General features: G+C 63.3%; 18 protein-coding genes and 1 tRNA gene. 9 read left to right on the top strand and 10 right to left on the bottom strand.

The genetic code is table 11. From position 1 onward, the window contains the following. Window positions 1-90 precede the first annotated feature (90 nt). The 5 genes from AC0L2U_RS25885 (at window position 91) to AC0L2U_RS25865 (ending at window position 5,326) form a co-directional block, all read left to right on the top strand. Entirely contained in the window at window positions 91-606 is a 516-nt protein-coding gene (locus AC0L2U_RS25885) for a hypothetical protein (RefSeq protein WP_127319408.1), read from the top strand. Window positions 607-708: 102 nt separating this feature from the next. Then, window positions 709-1,326, top strand: coding sequence for a C39 family peptidase (locus AC0L2U_RS25880; protein WP_128364374.1), 618 nt, complete (start codon window positions 709-711; stop codon window positions 1,324-1,326). A 25-nt stretch (window positions 1,327-1,351) separates the two neighbouring features. After that, window positions 1,352-2,419 carry a D-alanine--D-alanine ligase family protein gene (locus tag AC0L2U_RS25875; protein WP_127809854.1) on the top strand — a complete coding sequence of 356 codons (1,068 nt, stop codon included), beginning with the start codon at window positions 1,352-1,354 and terminating at the stop codon, window positions 2,417-2,419. A gap of 93 nt (window positions 2,420-2,512) precedes the next feature. Then, on the top strand, window positions 2,513-4,531 hold the full coding sequence (locus tag AC0L2U_RS25870; RefSeq protein WP_292634619.1) for an AI-2E family transporter: 2,019 nt from the start codon (window positions 2,513-2,515) through the stop codon (window positions 4,529-4,531). A gap of 147 nt (window positions 4,532-4,678) precedes the next feature. Then, window positions 4,679-5,326 carry a glutathione S-transferase family protein gene (locus tag AC0L2U_RS25865; RefSeq protein WP_127271145.1) on the top strand — a complete coding sequence of 216 codons (648 nt, stop codon included), beginning with the start codon at window positions 4,679-4,681 and terminating at the stop codon, window positions 5,324-5,326. A 101-nt stretch (window positions 5,327-5,427) separates the two neighbouring features. On the opposite strand, the gene AC0L2U_RS25860 is transcribed toward AC0L2U_RS25865, so the two are convergent. The 3 genes from AC0L2U_RS25860 to AC0L2U_RS25850 all read right to left on the bottom strand — a co-directional run bounded on the left by AC0L2U_RS25860 (window position 5,428) and on the right by AC0L2U_RS25850 (window position 8,055). Then, window positions 5,428-6,429: an aldo/keto reductase gene (locus tag AC0L2U_RS25860; RefSeq protein WP_128363567.1), complete on the bottom strand. Its 1,002-nt coding sequence runs from the start codon at window positions 6,427-6,429 to the stop codon at window positions 5,428-5,430. Between the two features lie 128 nt (window positions 6,430-6,557). Next, window positions 6,558-6,752 (bottom strand): hypothetical protein, encoded by a 195-nt coding sequence (locus tag AC0L2U_RS25855; protein ID WP_127382563.1) that lies wholly within the window; start codon window positions 6,750-6,752, stop codon window positions 6,558-6,560. A 418-nt stretch (window positions 6,753-7,170) separates the two neighbouring features. Then, window positions 7,171-8,055, bottom strand: coding sequence for a LysR family transcriptional regulator (locus tag AC0L2U_RS25850; protein WP_473602832.1), 885 nt, complete (start codon window positions 8,053-8,055; stop codon window positions 7,171-7,173). Window positions 8,056-8,158: 103 nt separating this feature from the next. Between AC0L2U_RS25850 and AC0L2U_RS25845 the strand changes: the two genes are divergently transcribed. Beyond that, window positions 8,159-9,028 (top strand): SDR family oxidoreductase, encoded by an 870-nt coding sequence (locus AC0L2U_RS25845; RefSeq protein WP_473602831.1) that lies wholly within the window; start codon window positions 8,159-8,161, stop codon window positions 9,026-9,028. Window positions 9,029-9,131: 103 nt separating this feature from the next. On the opposite strand, the gene AC0L2U_RS25840 is transcribed toward AC0L2U_RS25845, so the two are convergent. After that, window positions 9,132-9,449: a hypothetical protein gene (locus AC0L2U_RS25840; protein WP_127269194.1), complete on the bottom strand. Its 318-nt coding sequence runs from the start codon at window positions 9,447-9,449 to the stop codon at window positions 9,132-9,134. Window positions 9,450-9,730: 281 nt separating this feature from the next. Here AC0L2U_RS25840 and AC0L2U_RS25835 point away from each other — a divergent pair, with 281 nt between their 5' ends. Beyond that, the gene (locus AC0L2U_RS25835; RefSeq protein ID WP_127269195.1) at window positions 9,731-9,973 is read left to right on the top strand and encodes a hypothetical protein; all 243 of its coding nucleotides are present in this window, start codon (window positions 9,731-9,733) and stop codon (window positions 9,971-9,973) included. 96 nt (window positions 9,974-10,069) lie between these two features. On the opposite strand, the gene AC0L2U_RS25830 is transcribed toward AC0L2U_RS25835, so the two are convergent. The 5 genes from AC0L2U_RS25830 to AC0L2U_RS25810 all read right to left on the bottom strand — a co-directional run bounded on the left by AC0L2U_RS25830 (window position 10,070) and on the right by AC0L2U_RS25810 (window position 12,288). Continuing rightward, window positions 10,070-10,192: a hypothetical protein gene (locus tag AC0L2U_RS25830; RefSeq protein ID WP_473602830.1), complete on the bottom strand. Its 123-nt coding sequence runs from the start codon at window positions 10,190-10,192 to the stop codon at window positions 10,070-10,072. Window positions 10,193-10,473: 281 nt separating this feature from the next. Continuing rightward, a complete protein-coding gene (locus AC0L2U_RS25825) occupies window positions 10,474-10,659 on the bottom strand; it encodes a hypothetical protein (RefSeq protein WP_127331685.1) in 186 nt (61 codons plus the stop codon). A 318-nt stretch (window positions 10,660-10,977) separates the two neighbouring features. Further along, a tRNA-Gln gene (locus tag AC0L2U_RS25820) sits at window positions 10,978-11,051 on the bottom strand. Between the two features lie 84 nt (window positions 11,052-11,135). Next, entirely contained in the window at window positions 11,136-11,429 is a 294-nt protein-coding gene (locus AC0L2U_RS25815; protein ID WP_292703853.1) for a hypothetical protein, read from the bottom strand. 376 nt (window positions 11,430-11,805) lie between these two features. Next, window positions 11,806-12,288, bottom strand: a complete 483-nt coding sequence (locus AC0L2U_RS25810) for a pyridoxamine 5'-phosphate oxidase family protein (protein ID WP_128307677.1) — start codon at window positions 12,286-12,288, stop codon at window positions 11,806-11,808. Window positions 12,289-12,474: 186 nt separating this feature from the next. Here AC0L2U_RS25810 and AC0L2U_RS25805 point away from each other — a divergent pair, with 186 nt between their 5' ends. Then, the gene (locus AC0L2U_RS25805; RefSeq protein ID WP_127809861.1) at window positions 12,475-13,530 is read left to right on the top strand and encodes a PAS domain S-box protein; all 1,056 of its coding nucleotides are present in this window, start codon (window positions 12,475-12,477) and stop codon (window positions 13,528-13,530) included. A gap of 141 nt (window positions 13,531-13,671) precedes the next feature. After that, window positions 13,672-14,220 carry an MgtC/SapB family protein gene (locus AC0L2U_RS25800; protein WP_127809862.1) on the top strand — a complete coding sequence of 183 codons (549 nt, stop codon included), beginning with the start codon at window positions 13,672-13,674 and terminating at the stop codon, window positions 14,218-14,220. On the opposite strand, the gene AC0L2U_RS25795 is transcribed toward AC0L2U_RS25800, so the two are convergent. Further along, complete coding sequence (locus tag AC0L2U_RS25795) at window positions 14,200-15,138, bottom strand: alpha/beta fold hydrolase (protein WP_473602829.1); 939 nt, start codon at window positions 15,136-15,138, stop codon at window positions 14,200-14,202. The genes AC0L2U_RS25800 and AC0L2U_RS25795 overlap by 21 nt on opposite strands. Between the last annotated feature and the right edge of the window lie 53 nt (window positions 15,139-15,191).

Here is a 15,191-nt window from a genome sequence, read left to right as displayed (position 1 = left end):
TGCAAATGGCGGGCGGGAATCGGTATGGAAGCAACGCGCGCTGCAAATCCTCAATAAAACTCCCCTTACCCCCTTGGAGATACATTTTTTATGCAAAACCCAACAAGGGCGATCTGTGCCGCCACGCTTTTATTTGCGATCGGGGCCGTGGGCCTCACAAGTATATCACCTTTTGCTTATGTTTCATCGGCGCAGGCGCAGGAGGAATATCTTCCGACCCAGAAGGATTTTGTCGGCAAATGGAAACTCAACGGCGGAGCCATCCGGCCGCCGCGCGATATGAAGGATGCGCCGACGCCGGAACAAGAAGCGGCCGCCAACGAGTTCCAGCAGACAGTGACCGCGTTTTACGGCGCGTTCGACTATCTGGAGATCACGGCGGACGGCCGCTACAATTTTCATCAGCCGGGTGATCCGACGTCGGGGCCTTGCGTCTGGTGCGGAACCTGGTCCTTCAGCAACAGTTCGGCGTGGCTCAAGCTAGAGACGGCGCCAAGGCTGGATATCTACGCCAAGGACGGCGACATGCAGATGACCTACACTGTCGAACCCGACGAAAAATCGAAATATGCTTGGCTGGTTTTCGGCTGGACGAAGGCCGAGTAGGCGGCGGCGCACGGCTCGCCACACCTAAACGGGCCTAAGCGGCTTTTCATCCATCTCGTATCCTCGTATACGAGATGGAGCCAGCCGCCCGAGGAAGTCCGCATGAGCCCATTGCCTGAAACCGTGCCGTTTTTCAGCCAGTGGGAGACGCCCGACCTGACGCTGGACGTGCTCGCCGACGGCGCGGATGTTGCGCTCAGGCGCGATCCGCTGTGGCGGCGATCCGGGGCGGAGACCCTCGATGAGTATGCGGCCTGGGCGGCCAACATCTGCGGCATGGCGTGCCTGAAGATGATCCTCGCCAGCCGCGGCGAGATCGTGCCGACGATCGAGCTTGCCAAGCGCTGCACCTTATATGGCGGCTATGTCGTCAACGGGGGATCGATCAAGGGGCTGATCTACGCGCCCTTCGTCAGCTTCGTGAAAGAGGTTTTTGGACTCCGGGCCGAGGTGGTGACCAATGTCGCGACGGCGGAGATTCCGGCGATCATGCAGCGGACGCGCTTCTTCATCGCGTCGGTCAGCAGTTCGATCCGCTGGCCCGAGCGAGAGCCGCCCTCGAAGGGCGGTCATCTGGTGCTGGTCACGGCGGCATCCAACCAGGGTTTCCTCTTCCACAACCCGTCCGGCCATGACCCCGCCACACAGGCAGACGCAGTGTTGGCGCCGGCCGATTTCGACCGCTTCTTCGCCAATCGCGGCATTGCCGTCGCCATGTGATTTTTTTGACAGTCGAGGGATTTCGATGACCGGTAAGACAAGAGTGGCCATCCTCTATGGCGGGCGTTCGGCCGAGCATGACGTGTCGCGCCTTTCGGCCGCCAATGTGCTGAAGGCGATCGACCGGACGCGCTACGACATCGTGCCGATCGCCATTACCAAAAGCGGCAGATGGCTGCTGCAACAACTTGATGACGCGGCAGGGGCGCCGGCATCCGAAGATGGTGCCGAGGTCGCGCTGCTGCCCGGCGGCAAGGGCCGGCTGGTCGCCGTCTCGCGGGATGGTACGCAGCCTGACCTGCCCCCCATCGACGTCGTGTTCCCGGTGCTGCACGGGCCGTTCGGCGAGGACGGCTCGGTGCAGGGCTATGCCGAGGTCGCCGATGTAGCCTATGTCGGCTGCGGCATCCTCGCGTCGGCCGCGGCCATGGACAAGGATGTCGCCAAGCGGCTGATGCGCGAGGCGGGATTGGCGGTTGCCCGCTCCGTCACCGTGCATCGAAACGGCAAGCATTCCTTCCAGGAGATTGCCGGGGCGCTCGGCCTGCCGTTCTTCGCCAAGCCGGCGCGCCAGGGCTCGTCCTTCGGGGTCAGCAAGGTGAATGACAGGGATGGCTTCGAGCAGGCCATCGACACGGCTTTCCGCTACGACGGCAAAGTGTTGATCGAGGAGTTCGTCGAGGGCCGCGAGATCGAGTTCTCGGTGCTGGAGCGCGCCGACGGGTCGCTGACGGTGTCGCTGCCCGGCGAGATCATTCCGGCCGGCAAGCACGGCTTCTACACCTATGAGGCAAAATATCTCGATGCCGACGGCGCGCTGGTCAAGGTGCCCGCCGATGTCCCGACCGATGTGGCCGAGAAGGCCAGGGATATGGCGCGGCAGGCGTTCCAGGCGCTTGGCTGCGAAGCCATGGCGCGCGTCGATTTCTTCCTGCGCGCCGATGGCAGCCTGCTCGTCAACGAGGTCAACACCATTCCCGGCTTCACCGACATCTCGATGTATGCCAAGGCGCTGGCGGCGTCAGGCATCGGCTACAGCCAGACCATCGACGTGCTGATCGAGCATGCGCTGGCCAGGCATGCGGCGCGCTGATCCGATCGGTCGAGAGCGGCCGACGCGGGCCGGATCATTGCCCGTTGAGCGAGGCGTATTTCATCGTTGGCTAAAGTTGCACGTCCGCTCTATATGCCCGATCATGGCATTTGGCAGGGGAGGCATCACGTGGCCAATCGTCGAAACGGCACGGCGTCTCCGGCTGATGGGCTAGGGGACGCCCTTTCAGCGGCCGCGCCCCATCCGCGAACCTCTTTGCCCAATATGGCGGCCATCGTCACGACGGTGGCCGCACTGTATTTCGGGCGCGAGGTTTTCCTGCCGATCGCGATCGCGCTGCTGCTGACCTTCGCACTGGCGCCGCTTGTCTCAGCTCTTAAAAAGATAGGCATTCCCCGGATTGCCGCCGTCATTGCCAGCGTGCTCGGCGCTTTCGCGGCCCTTGGCCTGTTCTCCTTCATCGTCGCTACGCAGGTCAGCGAACTGGCGCAGAACATCCCAGTCTACCAGACCAACATCCTGACCAAGATCCGCTCGCTCAAGGAAACCGGGGTCGGGGGCGGGATCCTTGCCAGACTGAGCAAGGTGGTCGAGCGGGTCGGCCAGGAGATCGACCGGCAGGACCCCTCGCTGCCGGCTGCCACCCCGGAAAAGCCGCCGCGCGAGCCGGTGCCGGTCGAGATCGTCGCGCGCGAAAGGCCGCTCCAGGTCCTGCAGAACATCGTCGGTCCGCTGATCAGCCCGCTTGGGTCGGCCGGACTGATCATCGTCGTCGTCATCTTCATGCTGCTCGAGCGGGAGGATCTGCGCGACCGCTTCATCCGGCTTGTCGGCTACGGCGACCTCCACCGCACCACCGAGGCGCTTCAGGATGCCGCCAAGCGGGTGGGCCGCTATCTCTTGATGCAATTGGTCGTCAACATCGTCTACGCCGTGCCGATCGCGATCGGGCTCTGGGCCCTCGGTATTCCCAATGCGCTGCTGTGGGGGCTGCTGGCGCTGGCGCTGCGTTTCGTTCCCTATATCGGCCCGATCATAGGCATGCTTTTGCCGCTGTTCCTGGCGCTGGCCGTTGCGCCGGGCTGGTCGCTCGTGCTGTGGACCGCCGGCCTGTTCGTGGTGATGGAGCTGATCACCGGCAATATCATCGAACCCTGGCTCTACGGTTCGCGGACAGGACTGTCGCCGCTGGCGATCATCGTCGCGGCGATTTTCTGGACGTGGCTCTGGGGGCCGCTCGGGCTGATCCTGTCGACACCGCTCACCGTCTGCCTGGTGGTGCTGGGCAGACACGTGCCGCAGTTTGAATTCCTCGACGTGCTGTTCGGCAACGAGCCCGTGCTCGAACCCCATGCGCGCCTGTACCAGCGGCTGCTGGCCGGCGATCCGGAAGAAGCCACCGACCATGCCGAGGAGATGCTGGAGGAGAAATATCTGGTCGAATTCTACGACAAGGTTGCCATTCCGGCGCTTTTGCTGGGCGAACAAGACCGTGTGCGCGGCGTCATGGGCGATTTGCAAAGGCGGCAGGTGGCGGCCAGTGCCCTGATGCTGGTCGCCAATCTCGACGACAGCGCGCAGGAGGAGGCAGGCGAGGAGGAGTCGCACGTGGCCGCAGAGGCGAGCGACGATGGCGATCCAAGCGGGGAGGACGAGACCGAACTGCCCGATGGCACGGATATCTCCGTGCTTTGCGCCGGCGGGCGTGGCGAGCTCGACGACGCCGCCGCCGCTATGCTGGCGCAGGTGCTGGAGGTGCAGGGCGCGACGGTATCGAAAGCCGGCTTTGCCGATATGGAGCCCGCCAGCATTCGCCGCCTTGAGCTCGAAACCGTCGACACCGTCGTGGTCGGATTCCTGAACCGGGATTCCGTCAAGCACGCCCGCTTCCTGGTTCGCCGGCTGAAGCGCGCCAAGGCCGCACTTCGGGTGGGAATCGTGTTCTGGTCGGAGGCCGCTGCTGAGGACAAGGAGACGGCCGACAAACTGGCCCGTGACTTGAACGCGGATTTCGTGGCGCATGGCATGGTCGACGCCGTGCTGGGCGCGCTCTCAAACGAGCCGCCGGTCGCTCTCAAGCTCGTCGCCAAACGGCGCATGCGGCGACAGCGGGCCGCGTCCAAGAAGGTCACGGCGGCAGCGGCGGATTAGGCCCTGCCTTTGCCTTCTTCGGCAATGTCGGGGTCGACAAGCCAGGCACGAACTGCGGAAAATAGTTCACACCGATGTCGATTTCCGGGAGGCCCATTCGTCTTCACGATAGGGAGCCGAAGAATTCGCCCAATCAGGAACGATGCGATGACAATCACCATCACGGCATTTGAGCGATCGCCCGATCGCGGCAAGGGACTGGCGCGCGATACGCGCGTTCGCTGGGCGCTCGAAGAGGTAGGGCTGCCTTATGAGGTTCGGTTTGTTTCCTTCGCGCAGATGAAGGCGCCGGACCATCTGGCCCTCCATCCCTTCGGCCAGATCCCCACCTACGAGGAGGGTTCTCTCTCACTGTTCGAGACCGGCTCGATCATCCTTCACCTTGCCGAGCAGCACGCGGGCCTGCTGCCCGGCGATCGCGATGCCCGCGCGCGTGCGATCACGTGGATGTTTGCCGCACTTAACACAGTCGAGCCGCCGATCCTCGAATTAACGACGGCAAAGATATTCGAAGCTGACAAGCCCTGGAGCGAGGAGCGTTTGCCATTGGTGAAGGATCGTGTTCGCGCCTGTCTCGACAGGCTCTCGGCTCGTCTGGACGCCGCCGAGTGGCTCGACGATGCATTCAGCGCGGGCGATCTGTTGATGGTATCGGTGCTGCTGCGACTAAGAATGTCGGGCATTTTGGACGAATATCAAAACCTTGCTGCATATGTAGCGCGCGGTGAAGCTCGGCCTGCTTACATCAGGGCTTTCGCTGCGCAATTTGCGATCAACGCTCCACCGGCCAGCTGAAACATTGGCTGATAAAGCCGAGCCGACAGCCGATTTGACATCAGCTGCCGCCGAAGAGTTGAGCGAGAGCATTGCCCTCAGAGCGAGACGGGCGGCGCCCCCTACCGGTCGACCATCGCCATGCCCCGCTCGGTGTAGCGCGGGCCGGAGATTTTCCCCGGCGCGAGCGCTTCGTCGAGCGCGGCCATCTCGGCGGCATCGAGTTTGATCGCGGCGGCGGCGACGTTCTCTCCCAGGTATTTTGTGCGCTTGGTGCCGGGGATCGGCACGATGTCGATGCCAAAGCCGTCGCCCTTCGCCAGCAGCCAGGCCAGCGCGATCTGGCCGGGCTTGATGCCTTTGGCTGCTGCGATGTCGCTCACCTTGGCGGCCGCCTCGACATTGGCGTCGTAGTTTTCGCCTTGGTAGCGCGGGTCGTTGCGGCGATAATCGCCGTCGGGATAGTCTTCCGCGCGCTTGACCTGGCCGGTGAGAAAACCTCGGCCGAGCGGCGAGAACGGCACCAGGCCGATGCCGAGTTCGCCAAGCAGCGGGATGATCTCCGGCTCCAGATTGCGCTCCCACAGCGAATACTCGCTCTGCACCGCTGACACCGGGTGCGCAGCATGCGCCCGGCGGATGTTGGCCGCGCCGGCCTCCGACAGGCCGAAGAAGCGCACCTTGCCTTGCGCGACGAGTTCGCCGACGGCGCCCGCGACATCCTCCATCGGCACCGCCGGGTCGACGCGGTGCTGGTAGAGCAGGTCGATATGGTCGGTTCCGAGGCGGCCGAGCGAGGCTTCCACGACCTCACGAATATGCTCGGGCCGGCTGTCGGTTCCGACCTGCTTGCCGTTTTCGATACGGAAGCCGAATTTCGTGGCGATCGTCACCTGGTCGCGCTTGCCCTTTAACGCCCGACCGAGCAAGGCTTCGTTGGCGTAGGGACCATAGACCTCCGCGGCGTCGAGGAAGGTGCAGCCGAGTTCGATGGCACGGTGCAGCGTGGCGATGGATTCGGCCTCGTCGGCCGGGCCGTAGGACTGGCTCATGCCCATGCAGCCGAGGCCGATGGCCGAGACCTGCAGCCCCTGGCTGCCGAGCTTGCGTGTTTTCAGGGTCATGGCAGGCGTTCTCCGGGAAGGGTCCAGGAATTATAGCAGCCGATCGCTCAATTCCCACAGGGTGTTCGGCCGCATGCCGATGGCTTGAAGACGACGCGGCCGCCCCATGGCTGCTCCATGCGGCGGCGCTATTCTTCCACGGCCAGGATCACTCCGGCAATCGCGGCGCCGACAAAAGCGCCCACGGATGCGCCGACAAGGGGATCGGCCATGATATGGTTGCCGACCACTTCGCCGACACCGCCTCCAGCCAATGTGCCGGCAATTATACCGATGAAAAGGCGGAGAAGTGGATCTGTAGTCAGGCGATTCAGCATCATCATGGCCTTTGCAGCTCGCTCACGTGTTGGAGGCGACATCGCGGGTGGACGGAGGCTTGGGCCTATGAGCGGCACGCTGATTTGACGCCTGCGGCGCAACGCTGGGCGTGGCTTTGGCATTCCCAGCGGTGTTGGACGCTTGCGCCTTGCGGCGCCTGAGCCAGTTGGATGACAGTTCGGCAAGGAGACTGCGCAGAGCCTTCACCACGTCCTCCTGAGTGCGGCGAGGCCAAAACCTCCATGCACCCAGTTTGTTCCACACCGAAAACAATCGTTCGCGAAACGGCGCCTGCCGGTGCGATCGGCCTGTTTGCCGGGTTCTGTCGACGAGTGGATCGGAGGTTGCGGCATGTTCTGCCAAGCAGGCTGGCAGGTGACGTGACGCTGCCAGGGTCCCAGTGCGCTGAAAGCGGGTTCGGCATCACCTGCCGATATAGGCGGCCAGTTCGTCCGGCGTCCCGTTCGGGAAGGCCTGTTTCAGAAAGTCCAGGAAAGCCGACACGCGCGGGCTGAGCAGCCGCCGAGACGGGTAGAGCGTCCAAAGAGCGATCTCCGGGCCGTCAATGTCTCCCCAATTCACCAGTGTGCCGTCAGCCAAATCGTGGGCCACCAACGAAATGGGAAGACGTGCTGCCCCGACCCCCGCTCGCACCGCATCGCGCACGATAATGAGCGTTCCCAAAGCGAGGACCGGCTCGATTTTTATCGTCGACCGGCCAGCCTCTGTCTTCACGTGCCATGTTTGCCGTTCGCCTGTCCCGCGCGCAACGCCAGGGGCCGGACCACCGGTGCGAGGAAGGTGAGGGCTCGCCACGACGACCAGCCGGTCGCGGAGAAACGCCCGTCCGACCAGGCTTTCGTCGGGATCCGGGTTGACCCGGATCACCAGGTCGTAGCCTTCCTCGATCATGTCCACAGCCCGGTCCTCCGTCGTGACCTCCAGCCTCACCTCCGGAAATTTGAGGGTAAATCCCGCAGCGATCCTCCCCATCGCGGTCTGAGAAAAAAGCAGGGGCGCGCTGATACGCAATCTGCCCTTGGGTTTGCGACCGCCCGAGGCGATCTCCGCAGCCGTCTCGTCCAGTTCGGCAAGCAATACTCCCGTCCGCTCGAAGAGCGCCCGTCCTTCTTCGGTCAGCTTCAGGTTGCGCGCGCCCCGTTCAAACAGGCGCAGGTCAAGGCTGCTCTCCAAGTCTCCAACCCGCCGCGACAAGGTTGCCTTGGGCCGGCCGGTGGCCCTTGCCGCTTTGCCGAAACCGCCATGGCGGGCAACGAGGTTGAAATCGGTGAGGGCCAGAAGATCCATGAGTGTTCCACCAGTGAGACGGTGCGTCTAAAATTTCGGCCTGTTTGACTGTTTGTGAGCCACACATATTGGGCCTGTCAAGCAACCCAACAGGAGAAATTCCATGACCATCCTCGTTACCGGCGCCACAGGCAATGTTGGCCGCCAAGTCGTCGAGCACCTCGTCAAGCGTGGCGCCGACGTCCGTGCTCTCGTCCGCGATCCGTCGAAAGCCAGCTTTCCGGCAGGCGTATCGGTCGCGCAAGGCGATTTTCTCGATGTCGATTCACTGCGCAAAGCCATGTCCGGCGTTTCCACCCTGTTCCTCTTGAACGCCGTGGTGCCGGACGAATTCACCCAGGCTTTGGTCGCGCTGAACGTCGCCCGATCGGCGGGTATCGAGCGGATCGTCTATCTCTCGGTGCTCCATGCGGACGTCTATGTGAACGTGCCGCATTTCGCCGGCAAATTCGGCGTCGAGCGAATGATCGAGCAGATGGGCTTCCAGGCCACGATCCTGCGCCCGGCCTATTTCATCCAGAACGACCTGATGATCGAAGACGTCATCACCGGCTACGGCACCTACACAATGCCGGTCGGCGCCAAGGGGCTCGCCATGGTCGACGTGCGTGATATCGCCGAGATCGCCGCTCTCGAGCTGCTGCGCCGCGAACGGTCCGCGGAGCCGCTTGCGCTCGAGCGGATCAACCTCGTCGGTCCGCAGACACTGACCGGGACGGATATCGCCGCTATCTGGTCCGACGTGCTTGCCCGCCCGATCAGCTACGGCGGCGACAACACCGAAGATTTCGAGCAGAATCTCAAGCAGTTCCTGCCTGCCTGGATGGCGTACGACATGCGCTTGATGGGCGAACGGTTCCTGACCGACGGCATGCTGCCCGAGGCCGGCGACGTCGAGCGCCTGACCACGCTTCTGGGCCGCCCGCTGCGTCCCTATCGCGACTTCGCCTCACAAATCGCCGGCTCCGCCTGAGGAACTGCTCTGGTCATCACCAAGGTACGGAAACAGCAGGGCGGCCTTTTGAGGAGGCCGCTCTGGCTGGCACGGGACAAATGCGCGTTCAGCCTGAACCGCCCTACTGCAGGGTGGCCTCACCAGGTCTGTCGAGTTGGGCGTTGACGCGCTCACCATCGTCGCCACCGAGGCCATCCACGAACAGACCAGCTACGCCGTCGAAATTGGTGAGCCCGTCGAATTCAATTGCCGCGCCAATCAGCTGGGCTGCCTGGAAGACAAGGTATTCGACGTCCTCGAGGGCGACGTTTTCGGCCAGATTCCTGACCCTTACATGCTCCGCCACCGCCGTGATGCTGACGATGCCGGTCTTCCTGAAGGCGACCTGGACTGCTGAACGGACGTCATCGCGCAGTCGCGCCGAGTAATCATACCGCATCGAAACCTCCCAAAGGGAATGGTTTTCTGTTCAGGTTGCACAATGCGGCAGGGGCTTGGGCTTGGCAAGTCACTAATTAAATTATACACAAACAAATCAAATAGTTAGCATAGTTGTGCAACTGTGTGTGTTACGCCGAATACGCATCACGCTCTTCATGAGCATGACAAGCGGTTCACCCATCGCGAGGTCTTGACGCGCTAGGAGCGGTTTCCTAACTATGAGTTGAGTAAGTTGAATACTCATTCTACGTATTCATGGTGCGGAGCGAGGGAAGCGCGATGACTGAACTGGAACGCCCGGAACGGTTGCAGATCATGCTGACGTCAGACGAACTGGCGGCGCTGGAAAACTGGCGCTTTGACAAGCGCATGCCGAGCCGTTCGGCCGCCGTGAGGGAATTGCTGCGGCGCGGTCTTGCCTCGGATGGCTTCCTGACGGCGGAGCAAGGGACGAAGTCGCAAGACTTCGGCATCTTGCCAACCGCCGGCGGCAACGGCATTTCCGACGGCGGCAAGGAGTAGGGCGGTTCACCACGCGTGAGCCGCCCTGGCCCCGCAGGCCGGTCGGCAGTTGCCGCGACGCGGCGCCGGCTGGCGTACCGGGACGAGACTCTCGGTTCAGAGGATGTTGGTCGTCACTTCGACGACGATCGCGGCACCTTCCAGGCTGCCATTGGTGACGTGCACGACGCGCGATACCCCGCAGATCCTGCGTGGTTCCGTCGATCGACAGCGCGACACTTTCGCCGATCCGTGGAACCGCCTGAAAAATGGCGTCCGTGGCCTCCGGCCGGTTGTCGATCGATATGCGGCAGTTGACGGTCATGAGATGTCTCCTGTGTCGGCCCGGTGGTCAACGCGGTGTCCGCGAAATGGTTTCAGGAGGCCGGTGCAACTTAATGGCGCCCGGATTCGTAAAGCAGTAATTGCTCCATCGTTCATCGTAACGGAGCAACAGCTCGCTGGGGAGGGCGTTGGGGCTGCCCCGGCGAGCTTGATCCGATTTGCCCAGGGGCGTGGCGTCACCGAGGCATGGAGACGAGTTTCGGAGCCCGCAATTCCCCGGCCATCCTTGCCGCCTGGAAGATTGTCATCAAAACCAGGATGGGCTCACCCTCGGTCGGGTTGATGGTCAGGACGACGCGGCCGAGCTCGTCGCTCATGCCGCAAGACCAATCCTTGACGGCTATCACTTTTCTCGCGGCCATATGCCTTCTCCTGAACCGGAGGTCCCCTGCGGGCTACGCGGTCTGGAGTTGGTCGACAGAACCTTCGCCTGACATTGCAACCAGCCGAAATGCGGCAAATGCGGTCAATATTATGAAAACCGCCGTGACGTTCAGGGACATCGTCGATGCAAGGACGCCCCCGTCAAAGCAACTCAGTTCCATGGCGCTGCACCCCTTGAAGCCACTGACGGTCCGGATGATGATCCTGCTTGGGGCGAAATACAAGCGTTCGCTAATACGCTGATGCCGGCTGGCCAGCCCTGCGCGCAGCTTTTGAGCAGCCGAACGCTTGGTTGCTGGTTCCCGCTCAAGGGCTCGAACCTCGATTCACGCCTTCAAAGGGCGCTGTCCTACCATTAGACGAAGCGGGAAAATGCACGTTGCGCCCCACCCCTAGCCGGTTCGCGCGCCGGGATCAACGCACTGCGGCGGCAAAGCCGATTGGAAGCGCGGTGTCAGTCCGGAAAGTTGGTGACAGGTTCCTCGCAGCGGTAGACCGGGCAGCTGCCGTCACGGGTCGGGACATAGGCCGACATCGGCACCTCCGGCCAGTCGCATTCGTTGCCGAACTGCCTGACATAGCGGTCATAGGTGTTGGGGCCGGTGGTCAGCACCACGGCATGGCGGCTTTGGAGCAGTTGCCGGAGTTGGTCGCAACTCATCGTGCGGGTGTCAGGCCTGGCTTCGGCGAGGCCGGTCGCGGCCAGCAGGATCGCTGCCGTCATCAAGGCAATTCGGCGCATTGGCATGGCTGTTCCCTCGAATGGCTGTATCGGCCGAAACTCGCATCCCAGCGGGTGGTTCCGCAACCGCCGGCTGGCCGTCTGTGACGGCGCAACCAAATGGTCCGTCGTGCATTGCTGGGGATGGATGGCAGGAAGCCCTACGAAACCCCGCAATGGCGGACCGGAAACGGGGATCGCGAGGCCATGTGCTGTTCCTTTTGCGGCGGCCGCGACCACAGTTACGAGGACTGTCCGCAAAGGGATGCCGACGCCGATCCAGCATGGAATGCCCCTGATCCTCCCAAGCCGGACTGATCGGCACCGGTGTGCCGCACTGGCTATATTCCCTGCGGCCACCGGCATTCGCCCATCTGACGTCCTGATTTTCAACGCCGTCCGGCTACATCCTGACCTTGCCGGTGTCACCGATTTCCGGGCGGCTGTCGCTGACCGTTGCGGCCAGCATCTTCACATAGCTGACCACGGTGCCGGGGCTGTCCCAATACTGGGCGTCTTTCGGCGTCACCTTAAGCACGCGGATCGAAGGGTCATCGGCACTGTCCCACCAGGCCTTGGCAGGGGTCGACCACAACTCCCTGATTTTGGCGCGGTCGTTCGAAACCGCCGCCAGACCGCTGACGGAAACATATTTCTGGCCGCCTGAATCGGCGAAGGCGAGGCCGACATTAGGCTCGGCTTCGATCTCGTCATCCTTGTGACTGTCGACATCGGTGAGGAAGTAGATGGCGTTTTCGTCGCGCACCACATGCGCCGCCATCGGTCGCGAGCGGATGTCATCGCCTTCGCGAGTGGCGAGCATACAGAAGCCGATCCTGTCCATCAGTTTCCAGACCCGGTCGAGATCGCTGTTGCCGTCGCTCATTGTGTGCCTCCTTATTGAGCCGTCCACGGGGGGTGTCGGGTGCAACTCGCGCAGGCGCGCAAGGTTCCGGACATGAACTGCCCGGACTGTTCCTGGGAGGAATGTTGGAGGCGATTGCAACCAAAATGCACCGCGGCGCATTGGTGGCCATGCGCGCAATCCGCGCAGAGGGAGAAGGGGTCGACCGTGATAGATTTGGCGGGCCGTGATGCCTTGATCGCCATCACCGCCGATGCGCGGTTGGCAGCGATTGTCGATTCGTCCTTCGACGCCATCGTCAGCAAGGATCTGAACAGCATCATCACCAGTTGGAACGCGGCGGCGCAACGCATGTTCGGCTACACCGCCGAAGAGGCCGTCGGCCGCTCCGTGCTCATGCTCATCCCCGATCATCTCAAGGATGAAGAGACCGACATCATCAGCCGGGTTCGCAGGGGCGAGCTGCTGGCCAGCTACGAGACGATCCGCCGGCGCAAGGATGGCGGCCTCATCGCCGTGTCGCTGACCATTTCGCCGATCAGGAACGTGTCCGGCGAGATCATCGGCGCCTCGAAGATCGCCCGCGACATCACCGCCAGCAAGGAGAGCGAGCGCCGGATCAGGCTTTTGCTCCGCGAGGTGAACCATCGCGTCAAGAACCAGTTCGCGGTGATCCTCTCGATGATCAGGGAGACCAGCAAACGCTCGACCGATCCGCGTGAATTCGAGGAGTTGATCCGCTCCCGCATCATGGCGCTGTCGCGGTCGCACGATCTGCTGGTGAACTCGGAATGGGCCGGCGCCAGCCTCTTCGACCTCGCCCAGGAGCAGCTCAAGCCGTTCGGCCACGAGGCGCGGGTATCGCTCTCCGGGCCGCTTTTGACCCTGCAGCCGAACGCCGTGCAGAATCTCGGCATGGCATTTCATGAACTCGGCACCAACTCATCAAAATATGGCGCGCTGGCGAGCGAGGCCGGGCGGCTCGAGATCACCTGGCGGATCGTCGAAGGCGTTTCGGACAAGCGGGAAATTCATCTGGTCTGGGACGAGACGATGCCGGTGCGCGAGGGAGAGCGGCGGGACGAAAGCACGCGCAAGGGTTTCGGCACCGTCGTCCTGCAACGGGTCGCGCCGCAATCGCTGAACGGCTTGGCGGTGCTGGATCGCAGCCCGGGCCATCTCAAATGGTCCCTGACGGCGCCCCTGGACTCGATCATCGTTCCGCAGCTCGGCGCCGACCTGCCCGAAACCGAGCCTTCCTGAGCCCTTGAGGGTTGGTTCCATCAACCTCCCTTTGGCAGATGCGTATTCAAAAGCGGCCGCATCCTTGCCGCACCTGGCCGTGGATTCAGGAACCGCGACCCGGTGGCCGCGTTGTGGCGTCAAGCTTTTGGAGGGGACATCATGGAACAGCTCGTCGAGGAATTCGGCCATTCCACCTACACCTCGTTTCCGGTCATCGCGGCGCGGCTGTTGCTGGCCACCCTCTATGGCGCGGTCATCGGTTTCGAACGCGAATGGCGCAACCGCCCGGCCGGACTTCGCACGCATATTCTCGTCTGCGTCGCCGCCGCCACCTTCGGCATCCTGACGGTCGAGATCGTGCACGCGCCGATGTTCGCCGGGGAATCGGTCAAGGTCGATCCGATCCGGGTGGTCGAGGCGGTGACCGCCGGCGTCGCTTTCCTCGCCGCCGGCTCGATCATGTTTTCGCGCGGCGAGGTGCATGGGCTGACGACCGGCGCCGGCATGTGGCTGGCGGGCGCGATCGGCGTCGCCTGCGGACTGGGTCTTTGGCAAGTGGCCGGGTTCGGCACGCTGATCGTGCTGGTCGTTGCCGGCTTTCTGCGCCGGTTCGAAAGCGGACCCGGCCTTGCCGCCGGTGATGAAGGCAGTCAGGCAAAGGCGGAAAAGGAGGGGGCCTCGGCCCGATCAAAGGGAGGGCGAAGGTAATCCCGTTCGCCGAGAGATGCCGTGACTGGTTTCACCGAAGAAGCCGGCCAGCAGATCGGCCGTCCGCGCCGGATTCTCCTCGGGAAAGAAGTGTCCACCTGGCATCGCCTGGCCACGCACATCGTCGGCCCAGCCCTGCCACAGCGCCAGCGGCCCGCCTTCGCCGGCATACCATTGCGCCAACGCGCCCTGACCGCTCCATAGCGCCAGCAGCGGGCAGCGAATGCGCCGGCCGGCTGCCTTGTCGGCATGGTCGTGCTCGCGATCGAGCGTGGCTGCCGCCCGATATTCCTCGCAGATGGCATGGGCGTGGGCAGGCGCGCGCAAGGCCTCGACATAGGCCTGACGCACTTCGGCTGGAAACGCCGATGGCGGCGAGCCCCAGCCGTTGAGCGCATTGTCGACGATCGCCTCGGCGGCGCCGGACAGGATCTTTTCCGGCAACGGCTCGGGCTGCGCCAGCAGCGACCATGGCCAATAACCCAGCGCCAGCCTGGCGTCGGCCCGGTCCCAGGCTTCGGCGGTCGGCACGATGTCGAGAACGGCGAGCCTGTCGATGCTGCCCCGATGATCGAGCGCCATGCGGTAGGCGACACGCCCGCCGCGATCATGGCCGGCGACCATGAATCTGCTGAAACCCAGCTTCTCCATCAGCCTCATCATATCGGCGGCCATGGTGCGCTTGGCATAGGGGGCGTGGTCGGGAGTGGATGCCGGACAGGAACTGCGGCCATAGCCGCGCAGGTCGGCGCAGACGACGCTGAACCGGCTGGCCAGAGCGGGGGCGATGTCGCGCCACATCAGATGCGTCTGCGGAAAGCCGTGCAGCAACAGCAGCGGTGGCCCGCCGCCGGCGCGCAGGCAGAATATGCCGGCATCGCCGGTGTCGATTTCCGCGCCTTGAAAACCTTCGAACATGATCGCCTCCGGCACGCGCAACGGCCGGCAAACGGGTTTGGTTGCAATGCCGC

The organism is Mesorhizobium sp. WSM4808, assembly GCF_055811675.1.
This window is presented reverse-complemented; position numbering and strand designations above follow the sequence as displayed.

Bases quoted from the DNA above. Each gene is read 5' to 3' on its own strand.
- AC0L2U_RS25860 (WP_128363567.1), bottom strand. From the start codon at position 6,429: ATGACCCTGAAAACACGCAAGCTCGGCAGCCAGGGGCTGCAGGTCTCG.
- AC0L2U_RS25850 (WP_473602832.1), bottom strand. From the start codon at position 8,055: ATGGATCTTCTGGCCCTCACCGATTTCAACCTCGTTGCCCGCCATGGC.
- AC0L2U_RS25880 (WP_128364374.1), top strand. From the start codon at position 709: ATGAGCCCATTGCCTGAAACCGTGCCGTTTTTCAGCCAGTGGGAGACG.
- AC0L2U_RS25845 (WP_473602831.1), top strand. From the start codon at position 8,159: ATGACCATCCTCGTTACCGGCGCCACAGGCAATGTTGGCCGCCAAGTC.
- AC0L2U_RS25815 (WP_292703853.1), bottom strand. From the start codon at position 11,429: ATGCCAATGCGCCGAATTGCCTTGATGACGGCAGCGATCCTGCTGGCC.
- AC0L2U_RS25885 (WP_127319408.1), top strand. From the start codon at position 91: ATGCAAAACCCAACAAGGGCGATCTGTGCCGCCACGCTTTTATTTGCG.
- AC0L2U_RS25875 (WP_127809854.1), top strand. From the start codon at position 1,352: ATGACCGGTAAGACAAGAGTGGCCATCCTCTATGGCGGGCGTTCGGCC.
- AC0L2U_RS25835 (WP_127269195.1), top strand. From the start codon at position 9,731: ATGACTGAACTGGAACGCCCGGAACGGTTGCAGATCATGCTGACGTCA.
- AC0L2U_RS25795 (WP_473602829.1), bottom strand. From the start codon at position 15,138: ATGTTCGAAGGTTTTCAAGGCGCGGAAATCGACACCGGCGATGCCGGC.
- AC0L2U_RS25800 (WP_127809862.1), top strand. From the start codon at position 13,672: ATGGAACAGCTCGTCGAGGAATTCGGCCATTCCACCTACACCTCGTTT.
- AC0L2U_RS25840 (WP_127269194.1), bottom strand. From the start codon at position 9,449: ATGCGGTATGATTACTCGGCGCGACTGCGCGATGACGTCCGTTCAGCA.
- AC0L2U_RS25870 (WP_292634619.1), top strand. From the start codon at position 2,513: ATGCCCGATCATGGCATTTGGCAGGGGAGGCATCACGTGGCCAATCGT.
- AC0L2U_RS25855 (WP_127382563.1), bottom strand. From the start codon at position 6,752: ATGATGATGCTGAATCGCCTGACTACAGATCCACTTCTCCGCCTTTTC.
- AC0L2U_RS25810 (WP_128307677.1), bottom strand. From the start codon at position 12,288: ATGAGCGACGGCAACAGCGATCTCGACCGGGTCTGGAAACTGATGGAC.
- AC0L2U_RS25825 (WP_127331685.1), bottom strand. From the start codon at position 10,659: ATGGCCGCGAGAAAAGTGATAGCCGTCAAGGATTGGTCTTGCGGCATG.
- AC0L2U_RS25865 (WP_127271145.1), top strand. From the start codon at position 4,679: ATGACAATCACCATCACGGCATTTGAGCGATCGCCCGATCGCGGCAAG.